Origin of the sequence: Paenibacillus oralis (genome assembly GCF_003863965.1) — a bacterium.
Taxonomy (GTDB): Bacteria; Bacillota; Bacilli; order Paenibacillales; family Paenibacillaceae; genus Fontibacillus; species Fontibacillus oralis.
Genome location: NZ_RRCN01000001.1, coordinates 7,449,861 through 7,470,131 on the forward strand (window position 1 = coordinate 7,449,861; position 20,271 = coordinate 7,470,131).

Annotated in this window: 22 protein-coding genes; 20 read left to right on the forward strand and 2 right to left on the reverse strand. The window is 44.6% G+C overall.

Features of this window, described 5'->3' with window-relative positions; translation table 11 throughout:
- Window positions 1-9: 9 nt before the first annotated feature.
- The 3 genes from EHV15_RS33050 to EHV15_RS33060 all read left to right on the forward strand — a co-directional run bounded on the left by EHV15_RS33050 (window position 10) and on the right by EHV15_RS33060 (window position 6,868).
- A complete protein-coding gene (locus EHV15_RS33050; RefSeq protein WP_128635001.1) occupies window positions 10-1,734 on the forward strand; it encodes a hypothetical protein in 1,725 nt (574 codons plus the stop codon).
- Between the two features lie 53 nt (window positions 1,735-1,787).
- The gene (locus tag EHV15_RS33055) at window positions 1,788-4,181 is read left to right on the forward strand and encodes a YecA family protein (RefSeq protein ID WP_128635002.1); all 2,394 of its coding nucleotides are present in this window, start codon (window positions 1,788-1,790) and stop codon (window positions 4,179-4,181) included.
- A gap of 140 nt (window positions 4,182-4,321) precedes the next feature.
- Window positions 4,322-6,868, forward strand: a complete 2,547-nt coding sequence (locus tag EHV15_RS33060) for a helicase C-terminal domain-containing protein (RefSeq protein ID WP_128635003.1) — start codon at window positions 4,322-4,324, stop codon at window positions 6,866-6,868.
- A gap of 217 nt (window positions 6,869-7,085) precedes the next feature.
- Here EHV15_RS33060 and EHV15_RS33065 read toward each other — a convergent pair whose 3' ends face one another.
- Both EHV15_RS33065 and EHV15_RS36780 read right to left on the reverse strand, forming a co-directional pair.
- Window positions 7,086-7,454, reverse strand: coding sequence for a restriction endonuclease (locus EHV15_RS33065; protein ID WP_178076024.1), 369 nt, complete (start codon window positions 7,452-7,454; stop codon window positions 7,086-7,088).
- Window positions 7,455-7,464: 10 nt separating this feature from the next.
- Window positions 7,465-7,617 (reverse strand): hypothetical protein, encoded by a 153-nt coding sequence (locus EHV15_RS36780; protein ID WP_178076025.1) that lies wholly within the window; start codon window positions 7,615-7,617, stop codon window positions 7,465-7,467.
- A 416-nt stretch (window positions 7,618-8,033) separates the two neighbouring features.
- Here EHV15_RS36780 and EHV15_RS33070 point away from each other — a divergent pair, with 416 nt between their 5' ends.
- The 17 genes from EHV15_RS33070 (at window position 8,034) to EHV15_RS33150 (ending at window position 20,263) form a co-directional block, all read left to right on the forward strand.
- On the forward strand, window positions 8,034-8,513 hold the full coding sequence (locus EHV15_RS33070; protein ID WP_128635005.1) for a hypothetical protein: 480 nt from the start codon (window positions 8,034-8,036) through the stop codon (window positions 8,511-8,513).
- Complete coding sequence (mobP3, locus tag EHV15_RS33075) at window positions 8,491-9,729, forward strand: MobP3 family relaxase (RefSeq protein WP_128635006.1); 1,239 nt, start codon at window positions 8,491-8,493, stop codon at window positions 9,727-9,729. The genes EHV15_RS33070 and mobP3 overlap by 23 nt, the downstream gene beginning before the upstream one ends.
- Window positions 9,730-10,006: 277 nt before the next feature.
- A complete protein-coding gene (locus EHV15_RS33080; RefSeq protein ID WP_128635007.1) occupies window positions 10,007-10,711 on the forward strand; it encodes a hypothetical protein in 705 nt (234 codons plus the stop codon).
- Window positions 10,712-10,725: 14 nt separating this feature from the next.
- A complete protein-coding gene (locus tag EHV15_RS33085) occupies window positions 10,726-11,577 on the forward strand; it encodes a hypothetical protein (protein ID WP_128635008.1) in 852 nt (283 codons plus the stop codon).
- Entirely contained in the window at window positions 11,574-12,077 is a 504-nt protein-coding gene (locus EHV15_RS33090) for a TRAG family protein (RefSeq protein WP_178076026.1), read from the forward strand. Before EHV15_RS33085 ends, EHV15_RS33090 begins: the two co-directional genes overlap by 4 nt.
- Window positions 12,037-13,632, forward strand: a complete 1,596-nt coding sequence (locus EHV15_RS33095) for a VirD4-like conjugal transfer protein, CD1115 family (protein ID WP_218571258.1) — start codon at window positions 12,037-12,039, stop codon at window positions 13,630-13,632. Before EHV15_RS33090 ends, EHV15_RS33095 begins: the two co-directional genes overlap by 41 nt.
- 26 nt (window positions 13,633-13,658) lie before the next feature.
- Complete coding sequence (locus tag EHV15_RS33100; protein WP_218571259.1) at window positions 13,659-13,970, forward strand: Mbov_0395 family pilin-like conjugal transfer protein; 312 nt, start codon at window positions 13,659-13,661, stop codon at window positions 13,968-13,970.
- 64 nt (window positions 13,971-14,034) lie between these two features.
- Entirely contained in the window at window positions 14,035-14,274 is a 240-nt protein-coding gene (locus EHV15_RS33105) for a DUF6133 family protein (protein ID WP_128635009.1), read from the forward strand.
- A gap of 30 nt (window positions 14,275-14,304) precedes the next feature.
- Window positions 14,305-15,141, forward strand: a complete 837-nt coding sequence (locus EHV15_RS33110) for a conjugal transfer protein TrbL family protein (protein ID WP_128635010.1) — start codon at window positions 14,305-14,307, stop codon at window positions 15,139-15,141.
- 4 nt (window positions 15,142-15,145) lie between these two features.
- A complete protein-coding gene (locus tag EHV15_RS33115) occupies window positions 15,146-15,355 on the forward strand; it encodes a mercury transporter (RefSeq protein WP_128635011.1) in 210 nt (69 codons plus the stop codon).
- Between the two features lie 21 nt (window positions 15,356-15,376).
- Entirely contained in the window at window positions 15,377-15,706 is a 330-nt protein-coding gene (locus tag EHV15_RS33120) for a hypothetical protein (protein WP_128635012.1), read from the forward strand.
- A gap of 8 nt (window positions 15,707-15,714) precedes the next feature.
- Window positions 15,715-16,155 carry a prepilin peptidase gene (locus EHV15_RS33125; protein WP_128635013.1) on the forward strand — a complete coding sequence of 147 codons (441 nt, stop codon included), beginning with the start codon at window positions 15,715-15,717 and terminating at the stop codon, window positions 16,153-16,155.
- A 21-nt stretch (window positions 16,156-16,176) separates the two neighbouring features.
- The gene (gene cpaB, locus EHV15_RS33130; protein ID WP_128635014.1) at window positions 16,177-16,929 is read left to right on the forward strand and encodes a Flp pilus assembly protein CpaB; all 753 of its coding nucleotides are present in this window, start codon (window positions 16,177-16,179) and stop codon (window positions 16,927-16,929) included.
- Entirely contained in the window at window positions 16,922-17,755 is an 834-nt protein-coding gene (locus EHV15_RS33135) for a ParA family protein (RefSeq protein ID WP_128635015.1), read from the forward strand. Before cpaB ends, EHV15_RS33135 begins: the two co-directional genes overlap by 8 nt.
- Window positions 17,752-19,095 carry a CpaF/VirB11 family protein gene (locus EHV15_RS33140; RefSeq protein ID WP_128635016.1) on the forward strand — a complete coding sequence of 448 codons (1,344 nt, stop codon included), beginning with the start codon at window positions 17,752-17,754 and terminating at the stop codon, window positions 19,093-19,095. Before EHV15_RS33135 ends, EHV15_RS33140 begins: the two co-directional genes overlap by 4 nt.
- Entirely contained in the window at window positions 19,092-20,030 is a 939-nt protein-coding gene (locus EHV15_RS33145) for a hypothetical protein (protein WP_128635017.1), read from the forward strand. Before EHV15_RS33140 ends, EHV15_RS33145 begins: the two co-directional genes overlap by 4 nt.
- 11 nt (window positions 20,031-20,041) lie before the next feature.
- Window positions 20,042-20,263 (forward strand): hypothetical protein, encoded by a 222-nt coding sequence (locus EHV15_RS33150; protein WP_128635018.1) that lies wholly within the window; start codon window positions 20,042-20,044, stop codon window positions 20,261-20,263.
- Window positions 20,264-20,271 lie beyond the last annotated feature (8 nt).

Consider the following 20,271-nt stretch of genomic DNA (forward strand, 5'->3'; position numbering starts at 1 on the left):
GCAAATACTATGTTACAAATCAGCTCAGGAAAATTTTTCGAAGAGAATGAATTGCACATTACAAAACGGACCGCAGTTTTGTATTCAAACTTTAAATACCATTCAATCATAGAAACTACTGTTGGGAGGCTAGAACCTATTTTATATGGAGACGATCAGGTTGAGACATACTTATTTATATATGAAAACAAGATGCCCAAGGGAGGGATTCTAGTTGCTGCTGGTGATAATGAGATAATTGAACAATTTATTTTCTTATGTAGTATAAAACTTAAATCTATTTTTTCGAGAGACCCTGATCTAATAAAAACATACTGTATTAGTAACCCAAAGGAAAACGACTTGAGTAACAGTCCACTTTCTTTAGTTTCCAATTTTTTTAACAAGGAAAATTATGGGACTAATGCTGATGTTGAAGATTTTATAATATCAGTTGAGAAATTAATTGGTTTGCCCCGTAAAGTGTATTCTGGAATATTGGCATGTTACCGGAATACATATCATTCGTTACTGCATTTAAATACAAATATAGACCTTGCATTTTCACAACTTGTATATTGCTTAGAATCATTAGCACAAAACTTCGATGGATTTACACCAACTTGGGATGATTACGATCAAAATGTTAGGATAAAATTAGATATTTTGCTCTCTACTATTAATAATGAAGAGCTATCTGAAAATATTCGGACCGTGTTACTTAAATCAGCGAACTTAAAAAGTCAGGCTAGGTTTATCAATTTTATTCTTCAAAATATTGATGATATTTTTTTTCAAGATGAAGCATTTGAAGCGAAGTATGCAATAAAAAAGCTTGATCTGAGAATAGCTCTAATAAATACGTATAATCAACGATCCCGTTTTGTTCATGCTCTTGAAACTATGAAAAAGGAGGCTAAAATGCCACGAATGGCAACAGGCGAGGTATTTCACGAGAATGCAGAACCATTTCTCACCTATAGAGGACTAATAAGATTAACTTTACACGTCATCACTAGCTTCATTAATACACAACCATTTTTAGAAAAAGAGGAGTATAACTGGCATGACGAATTGCCAGGTTTAGTTCACGTTAATTTGGCACCGCAGTATTGGTTAGGTAACACGACAGGCTTTAAGCCAGAATACGCATCAAAAAAGTTTGAAGGTTTTGTAGGTTACATCACATCTATGATTTATAGTAAGAAAAATGTGTTTGAGTTCGAATTACATCCCTTGCTTGAACTATATGAAAAGCTAATTCCAATATCAAAAACAGCTGACAAATTAGATATGTACGCTCTTTATGTACTCTATCACAAGTTCATCGTCAAAGAATCAGCCCTTCCTAATTTTCAAGTAACAATTGAAAAGTATAAAGAGCTATTCAATGAATGTTCTATCCAGGCAATGGTGGTAGCTCTCTTTAAGGAAGACATTTGGAGTTGGGATGCAAATACAAGTGAACTTACTTTTATGAGATATAAAAAGCAGAGCTACAAAAGCCAAAAACTGTTGTTGCCAAATTCAATTGAAGTAACTCTAATCCTCGTCATAGCCAATTTATATCTTGAAGAGAAAAATGAGATGAAATTTAAAGAATTATTAGTTATAGCAATTAACCAGCTGCCTGGATTAAAACATCTTCAAGATAGAATTTATGAATATCTAAACGACTGCAAAACTGTACCTCTCGATTTTATTCTGTCTCCAGAAGATGATAGCACAGAATTAACCATTGATTATTACATTTAATTGAATAAGAATCTCTAGTTCTATAGGCCATTTATTTAATATGGAGGATTTCAATGGGTAAAAAACAAAAGGTAATTAAACCCGATGATTACTTTGAGCATGGTCCTTTTCAAATCACTCGTTTCGGTAAACTAGTTTACTTTCAAAACAATATCACAGCCGAACAACATGAAGAACTAATGAAAAAAATAGAGAGCAGCTATGACAAACAAGTCTCAATCATTAATTCTCTTGTTTCAGATATTAGGAAATTAATTATACAATGTAATCCACTTAGTCTTTTAAAATACGCTCACTCCCGATTCATTCAATCATTAATCGGAATTGAATCGGAAGTTCAATTATCTAAAGAAAATGTTCACATAGGTAGAGAATTGGAGTATATACAAAGCGTTTTAGCTGCCTCAACCCCTTTGAATTCTTCCAATGAACTTGAAGATCAAAGTTATGTTTTTTTTGAAATCTCTGATAAAATACAGCAGCTTTATTCTGTGTACGAGAACTTTATGTACTACTACACAGTTCATCATGCAAAAAACATGATTACATCCGACCCAGACTATATTTCATTTTTAATTGAAGCACAAGCTGCCAATTTTCACAGAGGTGATCGTTACGCGGTCCATGAAATTACTCATATTAAGGACTTATTAACCCCTCATAAAGATGAGTTACAAAAAATATTCAACATTTCTGTAGCCCAGTTGTTAGAAGGACTTCAAAACATTCAGCAATCCCTTTCTCAAGGAATGCTACAGAGTATGAACAAATTAGAATACCTAATGGAGTTATTTGAGCAGAAAAAAGTTGATATAGTTGATCAAGAAGATGCATTGCAAATTATTGAAAGTGACAAAGAACTGAAAAATCTTAGAGATGAATTTGCTGAAGATTTCCTAGGAGCCGGCTTACATGATTTAAATAAGCTAACAGATTGGAGTCAAATCTTTCTAGAAAATCTGTCTTGGTCGCTCGGACAATGTAATAATTATTTCACAAGAAATCAATTTCCCGGATGGCCAGTCATTGAAATGCCTATTTATAGAAAACCTTTTATAAAGATTGATCAAAAATATTACTGTTTTGATTATTACAACGTTTTCGATAATATTTACCGAGTTATCCAAAAAACAATTACAGATTTAGACCATGATTACAAAGTCAAATGGAAAGATATACAAGCTAAAGCAACTGAAGATATTATAATAAATCTCTTTAAAAAGTTACTACCAGGATGTATTGTTTTTCAATCCAACTACTATCCAATTGGCACTTCTCTGAAACAATGTGCTGAAAACGACTTACTTGTATTATACGATAATAATTTAATTATTATCGAGGTTAAGAGCGGATCTTATACTTATACATCACCTATGCTTGATATCGAATCTCATATTAAATCTTTGCAAACATTGATTGCAAAAGCGGACAGCCAAACAGAAAGGACGCTTAAATATCTTAAATCACAAGAGACAGTGAAAATCTATAATGAACAACGTATTGAGAAAGCTACTATACGCATTTCTGACTTTGATGAAATTACACAAATGTGTATTTCATTAGATAACTTTAATGAGTTCGCTGCCAAAGCTGATAAATTAAAATTTCTGAAAATGAAAAACGACACTGTCTCAATAGCTGTTGATGATCTTAGAGTATATTCAGATTTATTCGACTCTCCATCCGTCTTTCTTCACTTTCTAAAACAACGAAAGTTGGCTACACAAAGCAAAGTTGCTTTGAATGACGAGTTGGATCACTATGGATTGTACATGTCACATAATATGTATTCTATAACGGCTGATCAGATGGACTCTGACCATATCAACTGGTATGGTTATAGGGAGAAAATTGATTCTTACTTCGCAAATCTGATTAATGAAAACATGAAATTAATTAAACCAAAGCAAGAGATTCCGAGAAGGATTGAAGAAATAATTAATTACCTTGATACATCTAATATCCGGAAAAGAACCATACTCTCGACTTTTTTGTTGGATCTTTCTGATGAAGCCCGCCAATGGTTCTGTGACGCAATAAATAATACATTAATACGTCAAAAAGAAACTAAAAGGATGACAATTGCAAGTTGCTTTGGTGAAGCAAATTACTCAATGTGTTGTCATCAACCATATCTCAGAGAATTGGAACATCAATATGTTACTGACTATGCATTAGCTGCAATTCTACAAAATCAGGAGTCGTCACGTCTAGTCATTCATTTATATTTTAATGAGAAAGACATTTTATATGCTATAGATTTTGAATTACTAACACCCGCGGACATTCCATCAGAAAAAATTGATATATTAAGTCAGCTAGCTGATGAATATGCCGAATCAAGAATCATGAGTTATAAAAGACAAAATGGCCTACAAAAAATAGGTAGGAATGACCTTTGTCCTTGTGGAAGTGGAAAAAAATATAAGAAGTGTCATTTAAGATAGTGTCCAACAACTATTTTTTAATTATGAAGAAGATAACATTATCTATTCTTATCAGGGTAACTATTGACCTGATATAATCTTTATAGTGTATCAAACAATGGGTATAATTAACATAAAAACTAGAATTGGGAGGTGTGCTTATGCCTATTGATTTTTCTCAATTTCTTAAAACTTCAGATAAAACAAGAGAGACACATCCAATAAAATTATACGATAGTCTTTCAAGAAGTGGAGGTATGAATGACCTCTGGCGTGGTCAGTATCTCGCCCTTGAGGAATGGAACGAAATTCGCACCCAGCCAAATATATCAACAAACTTAAATACCGGTGGGGGCAAAACAGCAATTGGTCTCCTTCAAGGCCAAAGCCTGGTGAATGAGACTAGAGGCCGCATTTTATACCTATGTGGTTCTATCCAATTGATTCAGCAAACAGCTGATGCTGCATCATCGATGGGGATGAAAGCAGCTACATATTATCGAGGTAACTTAGTAAATGAAGCAGAATTCAACATGGGAGATGTTCAATGTCTAACCACATATCAAGCCTTATTTAATGGCCTGAGCAGACTTGCACGAAAACCTATCCGCGGCCTTTTGTTTGATGATGCCCATGTTGCATCCAGTATTATCCGTGAAAACTTTACGCTTCACTTAAAACGTAATGAATTTCCTGACACATATAAGCTAATAACGAATTTATCTCGGAGTTATTTTAAAGAAGTTTATCGTAATGAAACATTTGAAGTAGTTGTTGATGATGAAACCGACCCTAGTGTTTTATTTGTACCACTATTTATATGGAATCAAATTTATGAGCAGGTAGCAGATGTTTTAAAGGAAGAAGGAGTTGCATCTAGAGAGAAGGATACAAGGTACGCCTGGGAGCATCTAAAAGATAACCTGGACTTGTGTAGCTTGTTCATCACTTCAAATAGTATTGAAATAACACCATTTCTACCACCAGTACATGAACTTGCTTTCATGAATGATACTACTCGCAAGGTATTTTTATCAGCTACAGTTCAGGATAAAGCAGAATTTATTCGAACATTTGGATTTGAGCCTGGGACTACAATTTCTCCAAAAACTCGTGCGGGTGAAACAGAACGGTTTATTGTAACACCGTACATGAACAAAAACATTACTTCGGAGCAGTGGTTCGATCATATCATACAGTATAGTCTTAATCGAAAAGTACTTATAATTCCAACAAGCGATAAACGTGCTCAGAAGTGGCGTAAGTATGAGATGGCATTTTCTAGTGATGATTTTACAGATCGTGTAAATGAGTTTAAAGCCGCTAAGAATGGGATATTGGTTGCCCCAGCTCGATTTGAGGGTATGGATTTTCCAAATGATACATGTCGTACTTTAGTTATTGATGGCTTACCAGCAGGTTCCGGCCACCTAGAAAAATTTATGTGGAGCGCACTTGGAGAAACCAAAGCCTTACAGGGTACAATCGCATCAAGAGTAGTTCAATCATTAGGGCGAATTTCGCGAGGGAATGATGACCACGGTATTGTTTTCTTAATGGGGAATGATCTAGCAGAATGGATCACTCTTTCCGAAAATCGAGAAAGATTGCCTAAATTTATACGAGCCCAATTAGATCTTGGACAAAGAATAACAGCTTCCTTAACTTCAGTTGAAGATCTACTAGCGTATGAAACCGCCGTATTTTCCCGAGAAGATGGTTGGCTTAAACTTCATGAACAAGAAGTTAAGGACAACTCGGTAGTATTCCAATCGGATGTAGATTCAACCGCAGATAATGCATTATTACCAGTCACCATTGCTCTTTCAGAGAGAAAATTCATCAGATTTTTTTGGAACAGAGAATATGAAAAAGCAGCAAGAAGTTTGGAAGAAATATCTGGACAGGTCGGAGCTTATGATAAAACACTCAGCGGTTGGCACTTGCATTGGATTGGATACTGTTATTTGAAAAGTGGAAATGTTGGGGCTGCTAACCATTATTTTGGGCGTGCTGCCGGATGCTCTAAATCAATCGGTGCGTTACCCAACTTTGAAAAGCCTGCCAAGCCATCACCAATTATTATAGAGAAGGAATCGCAAGTAGGTAGAATCGTTGCAACGTTAAGTGCGAGGGGAGATTTGAATTACGGATCTATTTCTCAAATGGATGAACGTCTTCAACCATTAAAAAACTGGACATCAGTTTCAGCGCCTCAATATGAGGAAGCTGTCAGATGGCTCGGAGAATATTTAGGCTTCCAATCCTCCCGCCCTGATAAATCAGAAGGAACCGGTCCGGATATTCTATGGATTTCGCATGAATACGTCATCTCACACGAAAGCAAAGTTGGAAAAGATAAATCTCCTACTTACAGCAAAAGTGAGATCGGCCAGTCTTATAACCATCTTGGTTGGATTGCAGAACGATTTCAAAGTCAAGAAATTCAAAATAAATTTATGATTATTAGTTCTGTGACGAAAGTTCATTTTGCCGCTAGTCCTTCTAAGGAGATGAATGTTTGGTTACCTGAAGAAGTAGTAACAATAGCGGAGAAAATCAGGAGTCTTTTTCATGATGTATTGTTAGAATCGACACCTTCTACATTCTATTCTATTTTGGAGCGACGTCTGCTGGAATCAAAGCTTACCATAAAGGACATTTTCGACATGCTTCCTATTCGGCCCGTGACCAAAGATGAACAATAGTTAAATACTGGTGATATCCCATATAAAGTGTTCTTAATATACATGATTATTTACAGATTGAACCGCATTCTGTATATTGTTAGTAATTCAGGAAGCACCGGTAAGCCTGCGGCCAAGCCTCAGGCTTCTTATTTGTCCACCCATTCATGTTTAATAATTTTGTATCATTTTCGGACATGTTTTAGTACTTCCTTTATGGTCTTTCACTTTAGACCTACTACATATTCCTTCGTTCAACTCTTCCATCTGAATAAGTGATTTCTATCCATGATTCTTCCGTTACTCTATTTGGGGTATCATATGTTTCTTCATCGAATGTCTCAATTAAATCTTTTTTTACAATAAAATAGCCACTATCCGTGTCGTTAAAAGGCATCTTCCAGCATTCAAATCCTTTATGTGTGGCAACCATTTCTGATTTTTTACTTAAATCGTTATTTGTAATTAGAATTACACCAGCAACTCTAGTAATTTCGGATACTTTTCCCGCTAGTTCAGCCACTTCCCCGGGAGTCAATTTTGAGGTAGTATAATTCTTCGCTTCTATTAAAAATTTATGTTCTTGTCCTCTGTTATCTTTTATCAAAAAGGCAACATCAAATGCCCACTCGACCGCCAGAAGTACCGACTATTTTATGCTGGTCTTCTACCCATTCAATGTGCCCTTTCTTAGACACGATACTGAGAGAGTTACCCCACTTTTCTATAAATTCCTTAATGTACTTTTCATACTTTTTTCCTTTTGTCATTTTTACCCTCTCCCATCAATCAATGATATGTAAGGATGAATATTATTCCACCAATATTTACTATACAACATTAATATGATATTTGCTTCTCAAAAAAATTATTCGCACACATTCCCTTATAATCAAAAACTATGTCAAGTAATCATTTTAAACATATGGAGAAATTGTTTTCTGATATGCAAGGACATTTAGAAGGAGTGACAGAACTATGCCCCTCTATCCTTTTTTTCATTGGGTATATGAACCTTCCTCCCCCCCAAGAGGCCCGCCTCTTGGAAGGGTGTAAAGGCAGGAATAGCAAAATGTCATTTTGCGTGAAACACCGCGTGGAAGCAGAGCTTCCACCGACATTTTTAGCGGATTTGCCCCGATGATCGAATGTCACTGACGGAATTTTCAAAAGGAAGGTGGTGCCGTTGGCCCAAAATGAAAAAACGGTCCAGATCACCGTCAAGCTTCCCAAAAAGCAGTATGAGGCATTGAAGAAATACGCCGCTTCCAAGCATCTGAGCATGGCGGATATTGTGCGGGCATTTGTACAAAAAGGAATGTCCGTAGAAGCCTATACAGAAGAGATTGATTTCATCACTGGTATCATCCGGCAAGAAATCTCGATTGCCATAAACGGACTCAGCAATCGACTGGCTGGACTTGCTAGCAAGGATCTCATCATGTCCGCCGCAGCGTATTATTCCACGATTGCAATCATTGCCGACTTAATCGATACAAACCGCTATACCACCTTTCGGGAAATTGAACGGAAAGCGCGGCAGCTTGCGGTCGAATACACCAAGATGAAGCTGACCGATGCGGAAAAGCTGTTCCTCTCCGGCGATACGTTCGAACGCAATTTGGAACGGTTGCGTGGAGGTGATGGCGATATCGCTGATCTATAAGCAGCGGTTCTTCCATCCCAATCACCCGAAAACTGCGGTCGGCAACTATGTGCATATCGGGTATATTGCCACTCGTCCCGGTGCGGTTCGGCATGAAAACCTGAGTCACGGATTGTTTGGTAAACTTAAGCCCGGCAGTCTGCAGGCATTCGATTCCTGGCAGGAAGTCGCACGGATCGCCCGGCAGATTTCGCGGGAAGGCAAGAATATGTACCGCAGTGTCATTTCATTTCGGACCGAGACTGCGCTTGAACTCGGTTTAACGGATTTCACCGATTGGCAACAATATATCGAACAGCATATCTCCACCCTTGCCGCTCATAACCAGATCAAGATCGAAAACTTGTGCTGGGCTGCTGCCTTCCACAATGAGCGCAATCATCCACACCTTCACGTGGTGTTTTGGGACAAATCGCAAACCATCACGAAAAACTTCACCCACCCCGAAATTCCGAACCGCATTCGCAAACAACTCATCAAAGACACCTTCGCGTACAAAATCAGAGAATTTTGTGCGCAACGCGACCAGTTCAAATCTGGCATCATGGAAGTGACAGACAGTATCATTGAGGAATTTGAAGCCTATATGAAGCGACTAAACCCAAGGACTTTCAAAGCTTTACAGCATCGATTTGAACAAGAAGACGAGGATTCCCTTCTCCGCTTCCCCAAGCACCACCTGATCGAACCCGCTTCGGTCAAGCAATGGGCCAAAAAGTTATTTAAACTTCGCCGGAACATGCCGAAAAACGGCAGGCTTGCCTACAAGCTACTGCCCCCGGAAGCCAAGTTACGAGTGAATGCAATGGTTAAAGATTTACTGAATGACAATCGGTATTTGGCGCAAATGGTTGAGAATTATGTGCAAGCCAAGTTGAAGCTGGCTATGCTCTACAACAACCATCCAGACTGGTTAGAAACGCTCCGCACGAGCTATCGAAATGAAGCAGAAAAACGTATTGCTAACCGTATCCTGCAAACCGTCCGTACGATGATTCAGTTGGAGAAGGAGGCCACGTCGAGCTTTCGAGAAGTCGATCGGCGATATGCGCTGACCGAGCAAATGCTGCTAAAACTGCTTACCGCAGCGGAAGGGTGGATGATGCGTGCAGAACTAAATTACGACGACAAGGCCAGAGTCATGGGCGGAGACTTATCCAAGCTCGCCAAAAAGGAATGGCTGCTCCGACATAAGGATCGCGATATGGAGCGGTAATCATTGAAACCTATTTTAAAACCCGAAAGGACGAATAAATATGCTTTTCACAGATGGCCATCTGCAAGGCCTGGAACAGTTAATGAAACAGCCCCCACGCCGAAAATCCGCTCAATCTAACAAGCCCAACCAAACGAAAGTAACCCCCGCCCCCTTCTCTACTCGCCCTGATCAAAAAAACGACCGAGAAAGTAAATGATCGAATTGCAGGATCCACACTAATTTCAACCTTCTCACAAGACTTACCGTCGTCCCATCCGAAAGGAATGATGATGAGATGAAAAGTAAAAGTGAATTTTACAAAGCGTACTTCACGACCCTGGCTGAACAGGGAATCGAAGTCCAACGCTCGACTTCGGCAGATTATTTGGCCGATCTCTTTTGGAAAGACCAACTCGTCGCCTTCTATACCCGCATGGATACAGTCGAACGCAATCCGTTCGTGACGGTCCCGGATCGGTTGATATCACAAATCCAAGACTTAGCCCGAAAAACAGCGCTTCAGCTTGGGATATGCACCGAAAAACCGTATACCGAGAATACGCCCAAGGTTGCAAATGGCGTGTATAAACTTTGCGACTACGGTGATGTCGTCCTTGCCTGCAAACACCATCCGCTGTTTGAATACGTCTTTTCTACGTATCGTCTATCCCCGGACAACAATACGCCGGTGCAGCGGCAATACTTCTACGACAAGGAACAGGCGCTGGAAAGCTTCGCCTGTCGCAGTGGACTGGTGGATGAAAAGAAGCTATTCAGCGAAAACGAACTCATCCTTATCCATGACGAAATCGTCAAATTCCTCATCAGTCCGAACGACAAAACCATCGAGCAATTTGAACAAGCGCAGATTCTGATTGAGAAACTGGAAGATTTACTGCCCGAACTGAGTGATCGGGATATCCAACTGGATTACGACCAGCAGTTCGCCTACGATTACGACGGTAATCCGGATGCACTGGAGCTTGCCGAAGATCGCTGAAAGGAGGACTCCTTATGTCCAAACCGGAGATTTCCATTTGGGGCAACATTTTGACCTGCGCGGAGATTGCCCTGCATGTGTATGAAATGATAGCCGAACGGGGCAGCGGAATCGTCATCGACGCCGATCACGCCAAAGAACTGTTAAGCCAAAAAGCGCTCAATATCGGGGAACAACACAGTGACCATGTATACTTTGACGATGCCAAAAGCGTAGTTCCCACCTACGAATTGCTCCAGAAAAATGCGATTTCGGATCCCGAGTTCAAGGAGCGCTGCGGCAGCCAGGAGAAGCTTGCCGAGGATGGCAAGTTTTTCGCTCCAGAATACTTCGGCTCACTGCAGGCTCCAAAAAATACACCTTGGGGAACGGTGACAAATAGCCAACCTCTCCATAATGGACTGTATTTTTTGGAGAGCGGCGGAAAATGGCAGCTTGCCGTACACCAGACTGTCGCTAGTCATTGCTTGTCGGACATGGCCCAAGAGCAAGCTGCTAACCATGGCGAATATTTGTATTATCCGCTGGACCATTGTGCCGTTCCAATCTATGAGTTATCTGCCTCTCATCCTGCGGTCATGGCGCAGGTGGTCAATGAAGACAGTCTGCTGCACACACTTTGCGTGGACGACCCGCTGTATGTCGCAATGCATAACCAACACACCGAAGAGTGGGGACATATCCACGACCGTCCCGCACCCAAATCGCTGTTTTTACAACTTCAATTGGACCAGATTGCGGAGCAATCCCATGAACAGAAAAACCCTACCTTCTCCCCTGCTGCTAATCCCTCTCTTTTGTCGTTATCTGCCAAAGAACCTGAGCCGGACGACTTTTTTGAACCGACCGAGGAACTGGAACTGTGAAAACGAAGCAAAAATGGGCAGTTTCCTTGCTATTGTTCGGGATTGGGGGCATACCCAATCTCTTTATCAGCACCGTCCTTCATCGTCTGTTGTCCGGCTACACCTCCCGACTTACATGGCCAACCCTCGAGTCATGTCTGTCCAGTCTGATATCCAACAGCCAGCATGTTATGCTGTTCGTCTGTCTGCAAGGCTTTATTTTGTTGCTTACTGTGCTGTTTTTCACGACCAATAGCCGGCCCTACCAAAGCAAGCTGCAACGGGTGGCTCCCGGCATCGAAACACCGATTCCGACCGGGCAGCATCAACACGGGTCGGCTCGCTGGTTAAAGGAAGAGGAATGGCCTCGAGCTTTTGACCATTATTCGCTCGATCTTCGCCATCCGCTGATCCGACATTTGATCGATACCGGTTATGACGACTTAAACTTTCTGAAACCGCCGAAACAGGAGGATTGGCATGATGAGGCTGTTTTATCCGAAAACGATCCCCAAACCTGATTCACCACCACCAGACGCGACCAAACCGCTCAGCCTCAACTCCGGCGGCATCGTGCTGGGAATGAGTCAGGAACGCGGACGTGAGAAGCTTTACTATGTCGGCGATGATGTCCATACGCTGTGTATAGGCGCAACCCGTAGCGGCAAATCCCGTTCGGTTGTGCTGCAATCCATCGGTCTGCTAGCCCTCGCTGGCGAATCCATGGTCATTTCCGATCCGAAAGCGGAATTGCTTCACTACAGTGGCCCTATGCTAGAGAAGCTCGGCTACGAGGTGCTGGAACTCGACTTCCGCCATCCGGAAAAAAGTCATCACTACAATTTGCTCCAGCCGATTATCGATGCCGCCCTTGCCGATGATCAGGAGCAGGCCGAAATGCTTGCTTGGGATATGACGAATGTCTTGGTTGGCAAAGCGCAAGGTGAAAAGATCTGGACCAACGGTGAAATGTCGGTTATCGCCGCTTCCATTCTCAGTGTCGTATGGGATAATATCAAACGTCCCGAATACCAGAACCTGACCAATGCGTACTGGTTTCTGGCCGAGATGAACAAGCAAATCGGCAACAAAACGCCGATGCAAGAGTACGTCAAACGTTTACCGCAACATCATCCGGCCCGAGCGCTGCTCAGCATCTCCGATATCGCCCCCTCCCGTACCAAGGGCAGTTTCTACACGTCAGCGTTAACGACGCTGCGGCTGTTTACCTCCAAGTCCATATATGCCATTACCCATAAAAGCGACTTTTCTTTAGCCGAGCTCGGCGAAAAGAAGCAGGCGCTTTTTATTGTTTTGCCGGATGAAAAGACCACGTTCTACCCTGTTGCATCCCTGATGGTTTCGCAGCTTTATGAACTGCTGACCGCCGAGGCCGATAAGCGCGGCGGGCGGCTGAAACGGCGCGTCAACTTCCTGTTGGACGAGTTTGGCAACTTTACGCCGATTGCCGACTTCACGAACAAGCTGACGGTCGGCGGTGGACGCGGGATGCGCTTCAACCTGTTTCTGCAAAGCTTCGAGCAGCTCAAGGAAAAATACGATGCCCATGCAGCCAGCACGATCAAGTCCAACTGCCAGACATGGATTTACTTGCAAGCTGATGACCTCGAAACTTTGCGAGAGATTAGCGAAAAACTGGGGACGTACACCACCTCCAGCTATTCGCTCTCTTCATCGCACGGCAAATACTCGACACCAAGCACTTCACATTCGCTGAATTTGCTGGAACGCAAGCTGCTCACCGTGGACGAAGTGCGGCGAATCTCGCGTCCTCATCAAATCGTCCTCTCTCGCAGTCATCCGGCCATGATGTATGCTCCCGATCTCAGCCAATGGGCATTCAACCGCATGATGGGGCTCGGGGACAAGGAGCATAACCGCAAAGTGCGAGAGGAACGGGAAGTGCGGCGGCCGATTCGGACCAACACGAGAGAGGAGGTGAAACTATGGAACATATGGGTGTACTACCACAAGGACATCACCCGGCAACTGGCGGAGCAGCAGCGCGCGGCGGCCGCGCAAAACGGTTTTTCCCCTTTTTCGTTCGACGATTGAAAAAAGGAGGACAAGCGGCACTTCGGTTGGCGTTATCTGCGGCTTGGGCGGGACACTTTTTCTTTTCGTCCGTTTCCTCCGCTTTCGCCTCTGACATCAAGGGCAGCAAGCTGGCTACCGGCACGGAAAAATTGATTAACGATGTGACTACTTGGCTGATGATTTTGTCCCCTGTCGTGTCCGGTGTGCTCATCATTTACTTTTTTATCCGCCGGTCCGCAGCGGACGAGATGGATCAGAAAAAATGGAATAATCGGATCATTGCTGCCGTTATCTCTTGCATTGGCGCGGTACTTGGCTCAGCTACACTGAACATCATCATTGGCTATTACAAGTAAGACAAGCCTGCTGGAATACGGCAGGCTTTTTCAATTTTTCATACCATTTAGGAGGTTACCCAATATGAAACAATGGCTGAAAGCTGCGAAAAAGAAAATTATCCACTCGGTTGCTCGGACCAAGCAAGCGCTAGGTAATCGGCGCGGTGAAGGGTTTGTCGATACGGCGGTTAAAATCCTGATGGGTGTTGTTATCGGGGCGCTGGTGCTGGCAGGTCTGTACCTTTTGTTTGAAGACACGATTCTGCCTACGTTAACGGAGCGGATTAAAGATATGTTCGATTACGGGGGATCCTTACGGTGATCAAAGCAACCTCGTGAAAAGGAGAAGGCGATGGAGAAAATCCTGCTATTGCTCATCGTCGCGATTTTGAACGGTGCCCTGATTTACATGGACACGCTGTTAAAAGACATTATGCCGATTTCCTTATACGCGGAACGGTTCATGTCGCTATCTACCGGCGTGGACCTTGCCGAAAGTTTGTACGACATTCTGTTTTCGTTTGGCATCGCTCTAATGATTCTCAAGTTTTTAAAGAAAGGCTTTGAAATCTATGTACTGTGGACGGACGGCGACCCGGACGAAGAACCGCTTTTTTTGTTAACAAACTTCTTTCGGGCTTTGGCGGTTGCCATATGTTTTCCCACCATTTACTCCTGGCTGGCTCAAATCGTGGGAGAGCTGACCGATTTGCTGCTAAACGCGATTGGGCAATCAACCAATTATGACTGGCAAGTCTGGATAGATGCCATCAGTTCGGCGGGGCTTGTAACCGCGATTTTCGGGCTTATTTTTGTCATATGCTTTTTCATTCTCTATTTTCAATTCCTGATGCGGGGACTGGAAATGTTCATCTTGCGTGTCGGGATTCCACTTGCTTGCGCCGGACTGCTAGACAATGACCGAGGCGTCTTTCGTGCATACGCCCAAAAATTCATGCAATCCATGTTGGCGGTCGTTATTCAGATCGCCTTGGCCAAGCTAGGCGTCGGGCTGATGCTGCAAAATCACGTATTCTGGGGCATGGCCTGTATGGTGCTGGCTATTCGTACGCCACGTTTCCTTTCGGATTTCTTGATCACTACAGGCGGCGGAGGCGGCATTGTGAACAATGTGTATCATAGCGTCAGGCTGATTGGCATGGCCCGCAAGATGATGAAGGCCGGGTGATCCTATGGTCACCTTGGAAGAATTGGCGCAGGCGCTCATTGTCCTGATTCGTCTGGGTTGCTCGGCCCGCTTTATTTACTGCATGGTACGATTGGCCGGAGCCGACGAAGAGGCTACCCGCTACAAAAAACGTGCCCGTAACGTGACGTTTTTTTATGTGCTTGCGGAATGCATCTGGCAAATCAAAGAGATCGTTTTGTTTTACTACCAGTAAACCCGAAGGAGTGCTTCTTATATGTCGTCCGAAGATCAATCGCTTTATATCCCACTTGGCGTGAAACCGGAAGCGGAATGGTTTCCCGGCTTCGGTCAACGTCAACTCGGACAAACGGTCATTGGATCGCTAGCTGCCTCCCTTATCGCCGTCGTGCTATGGCTCGTTTGGGGCGGTGTGCCAATGGCCGTGGTCGTCTTCCTGATCGGAGTATCCGCTTCGGTGATGATGACGACCAAAGATCGGCACAATCTGTCCGTGCTTGATCAAGTTATATTTATGATGCGCTTTATCAAAAGCCAGAAGATGTACCCTTATCGTTGCCTGGATGAATGGCCGCTGACGGAGTGAATACCGTAATGCTTTCTGATCTATTACTTCTTAGCAAAGGTTTATTGTTTGGTGCCTTGCTTCTAGTAATCAGCTTCCATGATATCCGCACCCGTGAAATTCCGAACAGGCTGCCGCTTGCGATCCTCGGCGTTGGTATGTTGGAAATTTCCATTATCCCGGCCGTTACCGGGCTTGTTGTCGCCAGCTTGCCCTATTTGCTTGCGGCCATCATCACCAACGGGAAGATTGGTGGCGGCGATATCAAGCTGATGGCAGCTTCCGGCTTTGTGCTGGGACCCGCCGGCGGCTTACTGCAGAGTGTTCTAGGCTTGTCGCTTGTACTCTTCTTTGCCGCCGGACTTGCTGTTCAAGGCGGTATGACAAAAGCCGCAAAAACTCCCTTGCCGCTGGCCCCTTTTCTTTCGGCCGGCGGCTTTGCGGCGTTTTGGCTGCTCTATTTTTGTTGAACGAGGAGGCTTCAACCGTTTATGAATTGGTTCAAAAACCGCTCCGTCCTTGGAGCATGCTGCATTATCCTCTCCCTGATTCTTTGCTTCGGCATTGCCCCGCTGCTCAATCGAAGTGCTAGCGAGACAATCGATATTGTGCGCGTCATCGAAGACGTAGACAAAGGAACACCGATCAAACCTGAACAAGTGGAAACCGTCGAAGTAGGAGCGTTTCATCTGCCGCAAGAAGTGCTGAAATCCGTCGATGATGTAGTCGGAAAATATGCCGCGACAGATCTCAAGAAGAGTGATTATTTGCTGCCGTCCAAGCTATCGGCCGCTCCGCTTGACGCCTACCTCATGCGTTTGGACGGACAAAAGCAAGCATTATCCGTCACGATCAAAAGTCTTGCAGCAGGACTGTCGGGCAAACTGCAACCCGGCGACATTATCAGCCTGATTGCCGCGGACTACGGTGATCTTCGCTCGACCACCCTGCCCCCGGAACTCAAATATGTGGAGGTGCTGTCGGTAACGACTAACAGCGGTCTCGACGCTCAAACTGGAAACAACGAAGAAACTTCCGAGGATGACAGGGAACTGCCTTCCACACTCACCCTTCTTGCGCTGCCAGAGCAAGCGGTGCTTTTGACCGATATCGAAAACAAAGGCAAACTGCATGCAGCTCTCGTCTATCGAGGAGACGCGAAAACCGCTCAAACGTTCATCGCTAAACAGGATGAATATTTTAAAGCCCAACAAGCGAACACGGAGGACACCGCCCATGGGTAACAAACTCGTCGTTATTTGGGGCAGTCCATCCAGCGGAAAAACGATTACGACGCTCAAACTGGCCCAAGCTCTTGCTGCTAAAAGCAAGGACGTGCTGGCGATCTTTAGCGACTCGCTCTGCCCCTCTATTCCGTTTTTGGTTCCACAATTTGCGAATAAACAGCGCTCTCTCGGAGAACTGCTCAGTTTACCCACGCTGGCTCAAGAAGACCTGCTTCGTTATTCGCTCTCAATCAAAGGTACCCCCCATCTCGGCTTGCTCGGATACAAGAAAAGGGATCATGTATTTACCTACGCCAACTACGAACGAGAGCGCGCCGTGGATATGCTGACCTTGGCAAGACATACCGCTGATGTCGTTCTGGTCGATTGCGTCAGCTACGTGTCCGCCAATTTGCTTTCTACTGTAGCGATGGAACTGGCCGATTCGGTTTTTCGGTTTCATACGTGCGATTTGAAAAGCATCATGTTCTACGCCTCCAATCTGCCGCTCTTGTCCGACACCCGCTTTCAGCACGCCGCACAGGTCCCGATTCTTTCTAACCTCCGGCCCGATCAGGACAGCCGCACCTACGGTCAGGTGGTCGGCGGCATCCAGTTTCATCTTCCGTATGTTCAAGCCCTGGAGCAGCAAACGCTCGAAGCATGCTTACTCGACCCGCTACCGTCCGGCAAGGAGGCGGTGGCTTATCATCAAGGGCTGACCCAAATGATGCAGTTGATTGTCCCCGAGGAATGCCCATCCTCAGTACCTGCCCGAACCAGCTCCTCTGTCAGCCAGTGGCTCAAAAAACGGTTATGGAAACGGCGAGGTGAACGGAAATGAATCAAGCCGCAGTTTATTTCTCCAGCCAGTCCAAACCATTCGATGACGTATTGAAGGATGTGCAAGCCTATCTTTCCAGCAAATACGCAACGCTACTCAGCCGTCATCCGGCAGAACAAAAACAGCAACTGATCGCCTATATCAATCAGTACCTGATCGACCATCGACTGCATGTACCGGGGTTTTCGTTTGACGTACTGGCCGACCGGCTGTATGCGGAAATGGTAGAGTATTCTTTTTTGACCCGGTATCTGTTTTCACGGGAAGTCGAGGAAATTAACATCAACAGTTACAATGACGTGAAAATCAGCTACACGGATGGCCTCATCATGCCGGCTGATGAGCAGTTTTCCTCCCCGGAACATGCGCTCAACGTCATCCGACGTTTGCTGCATCAGTCCGGCATGATCCTCGACTACTCTCAGCCCATCGTACGCGGACACTTGGCAAACAATATCCGTATTACCGTGTTTGGTTCGCCGGTAACAGATAAAGAAAAAGGCATCGCCGCATCTATTCGGATTGTTAATCCGCAGAAACTGGCGCGAGAGGATTTTATCCACGGCGGCACAGCTACCGGTGATATGCTGGATTTCTTGAGTCTTTGCTTGCGATATGGCTTATCTATCTGTGTTACCGGAGCAACCGGCAGCGGCAAAACAACATTGATGAGCTGGCTGCTGTCCACGATTCCTAATGATAAACGTATCTTTACAATCGAAAACGGCACCAGAGAGTTTGATCTGGTGCTAACCGATGATGAAGGGCACGTGCTGAACAATGTTGTGCATACCGTCACTCGCTCCAGTGATGATCCCCGCCAAAACATTGATCAGGAAAAGCTGCTGGAATACGCCTTGACCGCCAACCCCGATCTCATTTGCGTCGGTGAAATGAAATCCGCCGAAGCATTTGCCGCCCAGGAGGCTGCCCGTACCGGTCATACGGTGATTACTACGACTCACGCTAATTCTTGTCTGGCCACGTATTACCGGATGGTGACGCTTTGTACACAGAAATACGAAATGAACGACAAGACGCTGTACAATCTGGTGACTGAGGCCTTTCCGATCGTCCTGTTTGTCAAAAGACTGGAAGACAACATCCGCCGTATCATGGAAATCACCGAATGCCGTATTCTGCCGGATGGAACCCGGGAAATCGTTCCGTTATTTCGCTATGTTGTTCGCTCCACCCAGGAAAGCGCCGGACAAATCCGCATCGAAGGCGATTTTGAAAAGGTAAACGATATCTCCCCTGGACTGCAAAAGCGCTTAGTGGAAAATGGCTTGCCGTTCTCCATACTGCAGCAGTTGTTATCAGGAGGTGAAAAGCCTTGACATTCTTGTTGCTGTTTTCCTTTGTTGGGCTATCCGCTGGCATCCTGCTTCTCCACCACTTATCTCCTCGGCAGTTGTTTCTGGAGCTTGCCGACCGCATGCAGCATCGGCAAACCCGCAAGCTACCCATCGGCCGAAAAATCCGCACCGTGCAGCAGCCGAAAAAGCTGAAAGGTTGGCAAGCGACCATTGCCGAGGCTACAGCCATCATGCAACAAACCGGCAACGGGCAGCGACTCGGTTGGCTGTTCGTTCTCTCCCTTTTGCTCGCTCTTGGCGGTGCAATGGTGTCGCTGCTGTTCGGCAATGTCTGGCTGCTACCTATTTTGGCCTGTGGCTTTGCCATGTTGCCCTTCTGGCTGGTGTTATTTACTGCCACGTTTTATAAAAAGCGGCTTCACGCCGAACTTGAAACGGCGCTATCCGTCATAACAACTTCCTATCTCCGCAGCGAGAACATTATATCCGCCGTAGAGGAAAATCTCCCTTACTTGCATCCCCCTGTTTTCGATGTGTTTCAAGCATTTCTGGCGGAATCCAAACTAATTCATACCAATCTGCGCTTGGCGCTGACGCGGCTGCGCGGACGAATTGACAACAGCGTATTTCAGGAGTGGTGTGATGCGCTCATGGCGTGCCAGGAGGATCGGACGTTGAAAACAACACTGATGCCGATCGTGAGCAAACTGTCGGATATGCGCGTTGTATCCGCTGAATTGGATGTCGCCCTGTACGAACCGCTCAAAGAGTTTCTGACCATGGCGCTACTGCTTATCGGCAATATTCCGCTGCTTTATTTCCTGAATCGGGACTGGCACCGTGCATTATTGCATACGACCCCTGGTCAACTTGTGCTGGCGTTATGCGCCCTGACTCTACTCATCTCGTTGGCCGCAGTCATTCGACTGACGCGCCCATTAGAGTACAAGCGATAAGGAGGAACACCATGAATGACAAAGAAATAGCCGTTATACTGGGCACATTGATTGATGCTGATGCCAAGGAATTCGATAGTTTGGAAAAGCTCATTGGATTGTATGGGCTGGACGATTTTTTCCGGCAACTCCAAGAGTGGTCGTCGTTTTCTGCCGCGAGCATAGAGAAGCTGCAGGCCGTGCACGTCATGATCCGTCACTTTTCCAGACCAGATGCCCCGCCCGCACAATGAAAGGAGGA

Excerpts from the sequence above, each read along its gene's own strand:
- EHV15_RS33050 (WP_128635001.1), top strand. The coding sequence starts at position 10 with ATGTTACAAATCAGCTCAGGAAAATTTTTCGAAGAGAATGAATTGCAC.
- EHV15_RS33055 (WP_128635002.1), top strand. The coding sequence starts at position 1,788 with ATGGGTAAAAAACAAAAGGTAATTAAACCCGATGATTACTTTGAGCAT.
- EHV15_RS33060 (WP_128635003.1), top strand. The coding sequence starts at position 4,322 with ATGCCTATTGATTTTTCTCAATTTCTTAAAACTTCAGATAAAACAAGA.
- EHV15_RS36780 (WP_178076025.1), bottom strand. The coding sequence starts at position 7,617 with ATGACAAAAGGAAAAAAGTATGAAAAGTACATTAAGGAATTTATAGAA.
- mobP3 (WP_128635006.1), top strand. The coding sequence starts at position 8,491 with ATGGCGATATCGCTGATCTATAAGCAGCGGTTCTTCCATCCCAATCAC.
- EHV15_RS33080 (WP_128635007.1), top strand. The coding sequence starts at position 10,007 with ATGAAAAGTAAAAGTGAATTTTACAAAGCGTACTTCACGACCCTGGCT.
- EHV15_RS33085 (WP_128635008.1), top strand. The coding sequence starts at position 10,726 with ATGTCCAAACCGGAGATTTCCATTTGGGGCAACATTTTGACCTGCGCG.
- EHV15_RS33095 (WP_218571258.1), top strand. The coding sequence starts at position 12,037 with ATGATGAGGCTGTTTTATCCGAAAACGATCCCCAAACCTGATTCACCA.
- EHV15_RS33105 (WP_128635009.1), top strand. The coding sequence starts at position 14,035 with ATGAAACAATGGCTGAAAGCTGCGAAAAAGAAAATTATCCACTCGGTT.
- EHV15_RS33110 (WP_128635010.1), top strand. The coding sequence starts at position 14,305 with ATGGAGAAAATCCTGCTATTGCTCATCGTCGCGATTTTGAACGGTGCC.
- EHV15_RS33115 (WP_128635011.1), top strand. The coding sequence starts at position 15,146 with ATGGTCACCTTGGAAGAATTGGCGCAGGCGCTCATTGTCCTGATTCGT.
- EHV15_RS33120 (WP_128635012.1), top strand. The coding sequence starts at position 15,377 with ATGTCGTCCGAAGATCAATCGCTTTATATCCCACTTGGCGTGAAACCG.
- EHV15_RS33125 (WP_128635013.1), top strand. The coding sequence starts at position 15,715 with ATGCTTTCTGATCTATTACTTCTTAGCAAAGGTTTATTGTTTGGTGCC.
- cpaB (WP_128635014.1), top strand. The coding sequence starts at position 16,177 with ATGAATTGGTTCAAAAACCGCTCCGTCCTTGGAGCATGCTGCATTATC.
- EHV15_RS33135 (WP_128635015.1), top strand. The coding sequence starts at position 16,922 with ATGGGTAACAAACTCGTCGTTATTTGGGGCAGTCCATCCAGCGGAAAA.
- EHV15_RS33140 (WP_128635016.1), top strand. The coding sequence starts at position 17,752 with ATGAATCAAGCCGCAGTTTATTTCTCCAGCCAGTCCAAACCATTCGAT.
- EHV15_RS33150 (WP_128635018.1), top strand. The coding sequence starts at position 20,042 with ATGAATGACAAAGAAATAGCCGTTATACTGGGCACATTGATTGATGCT.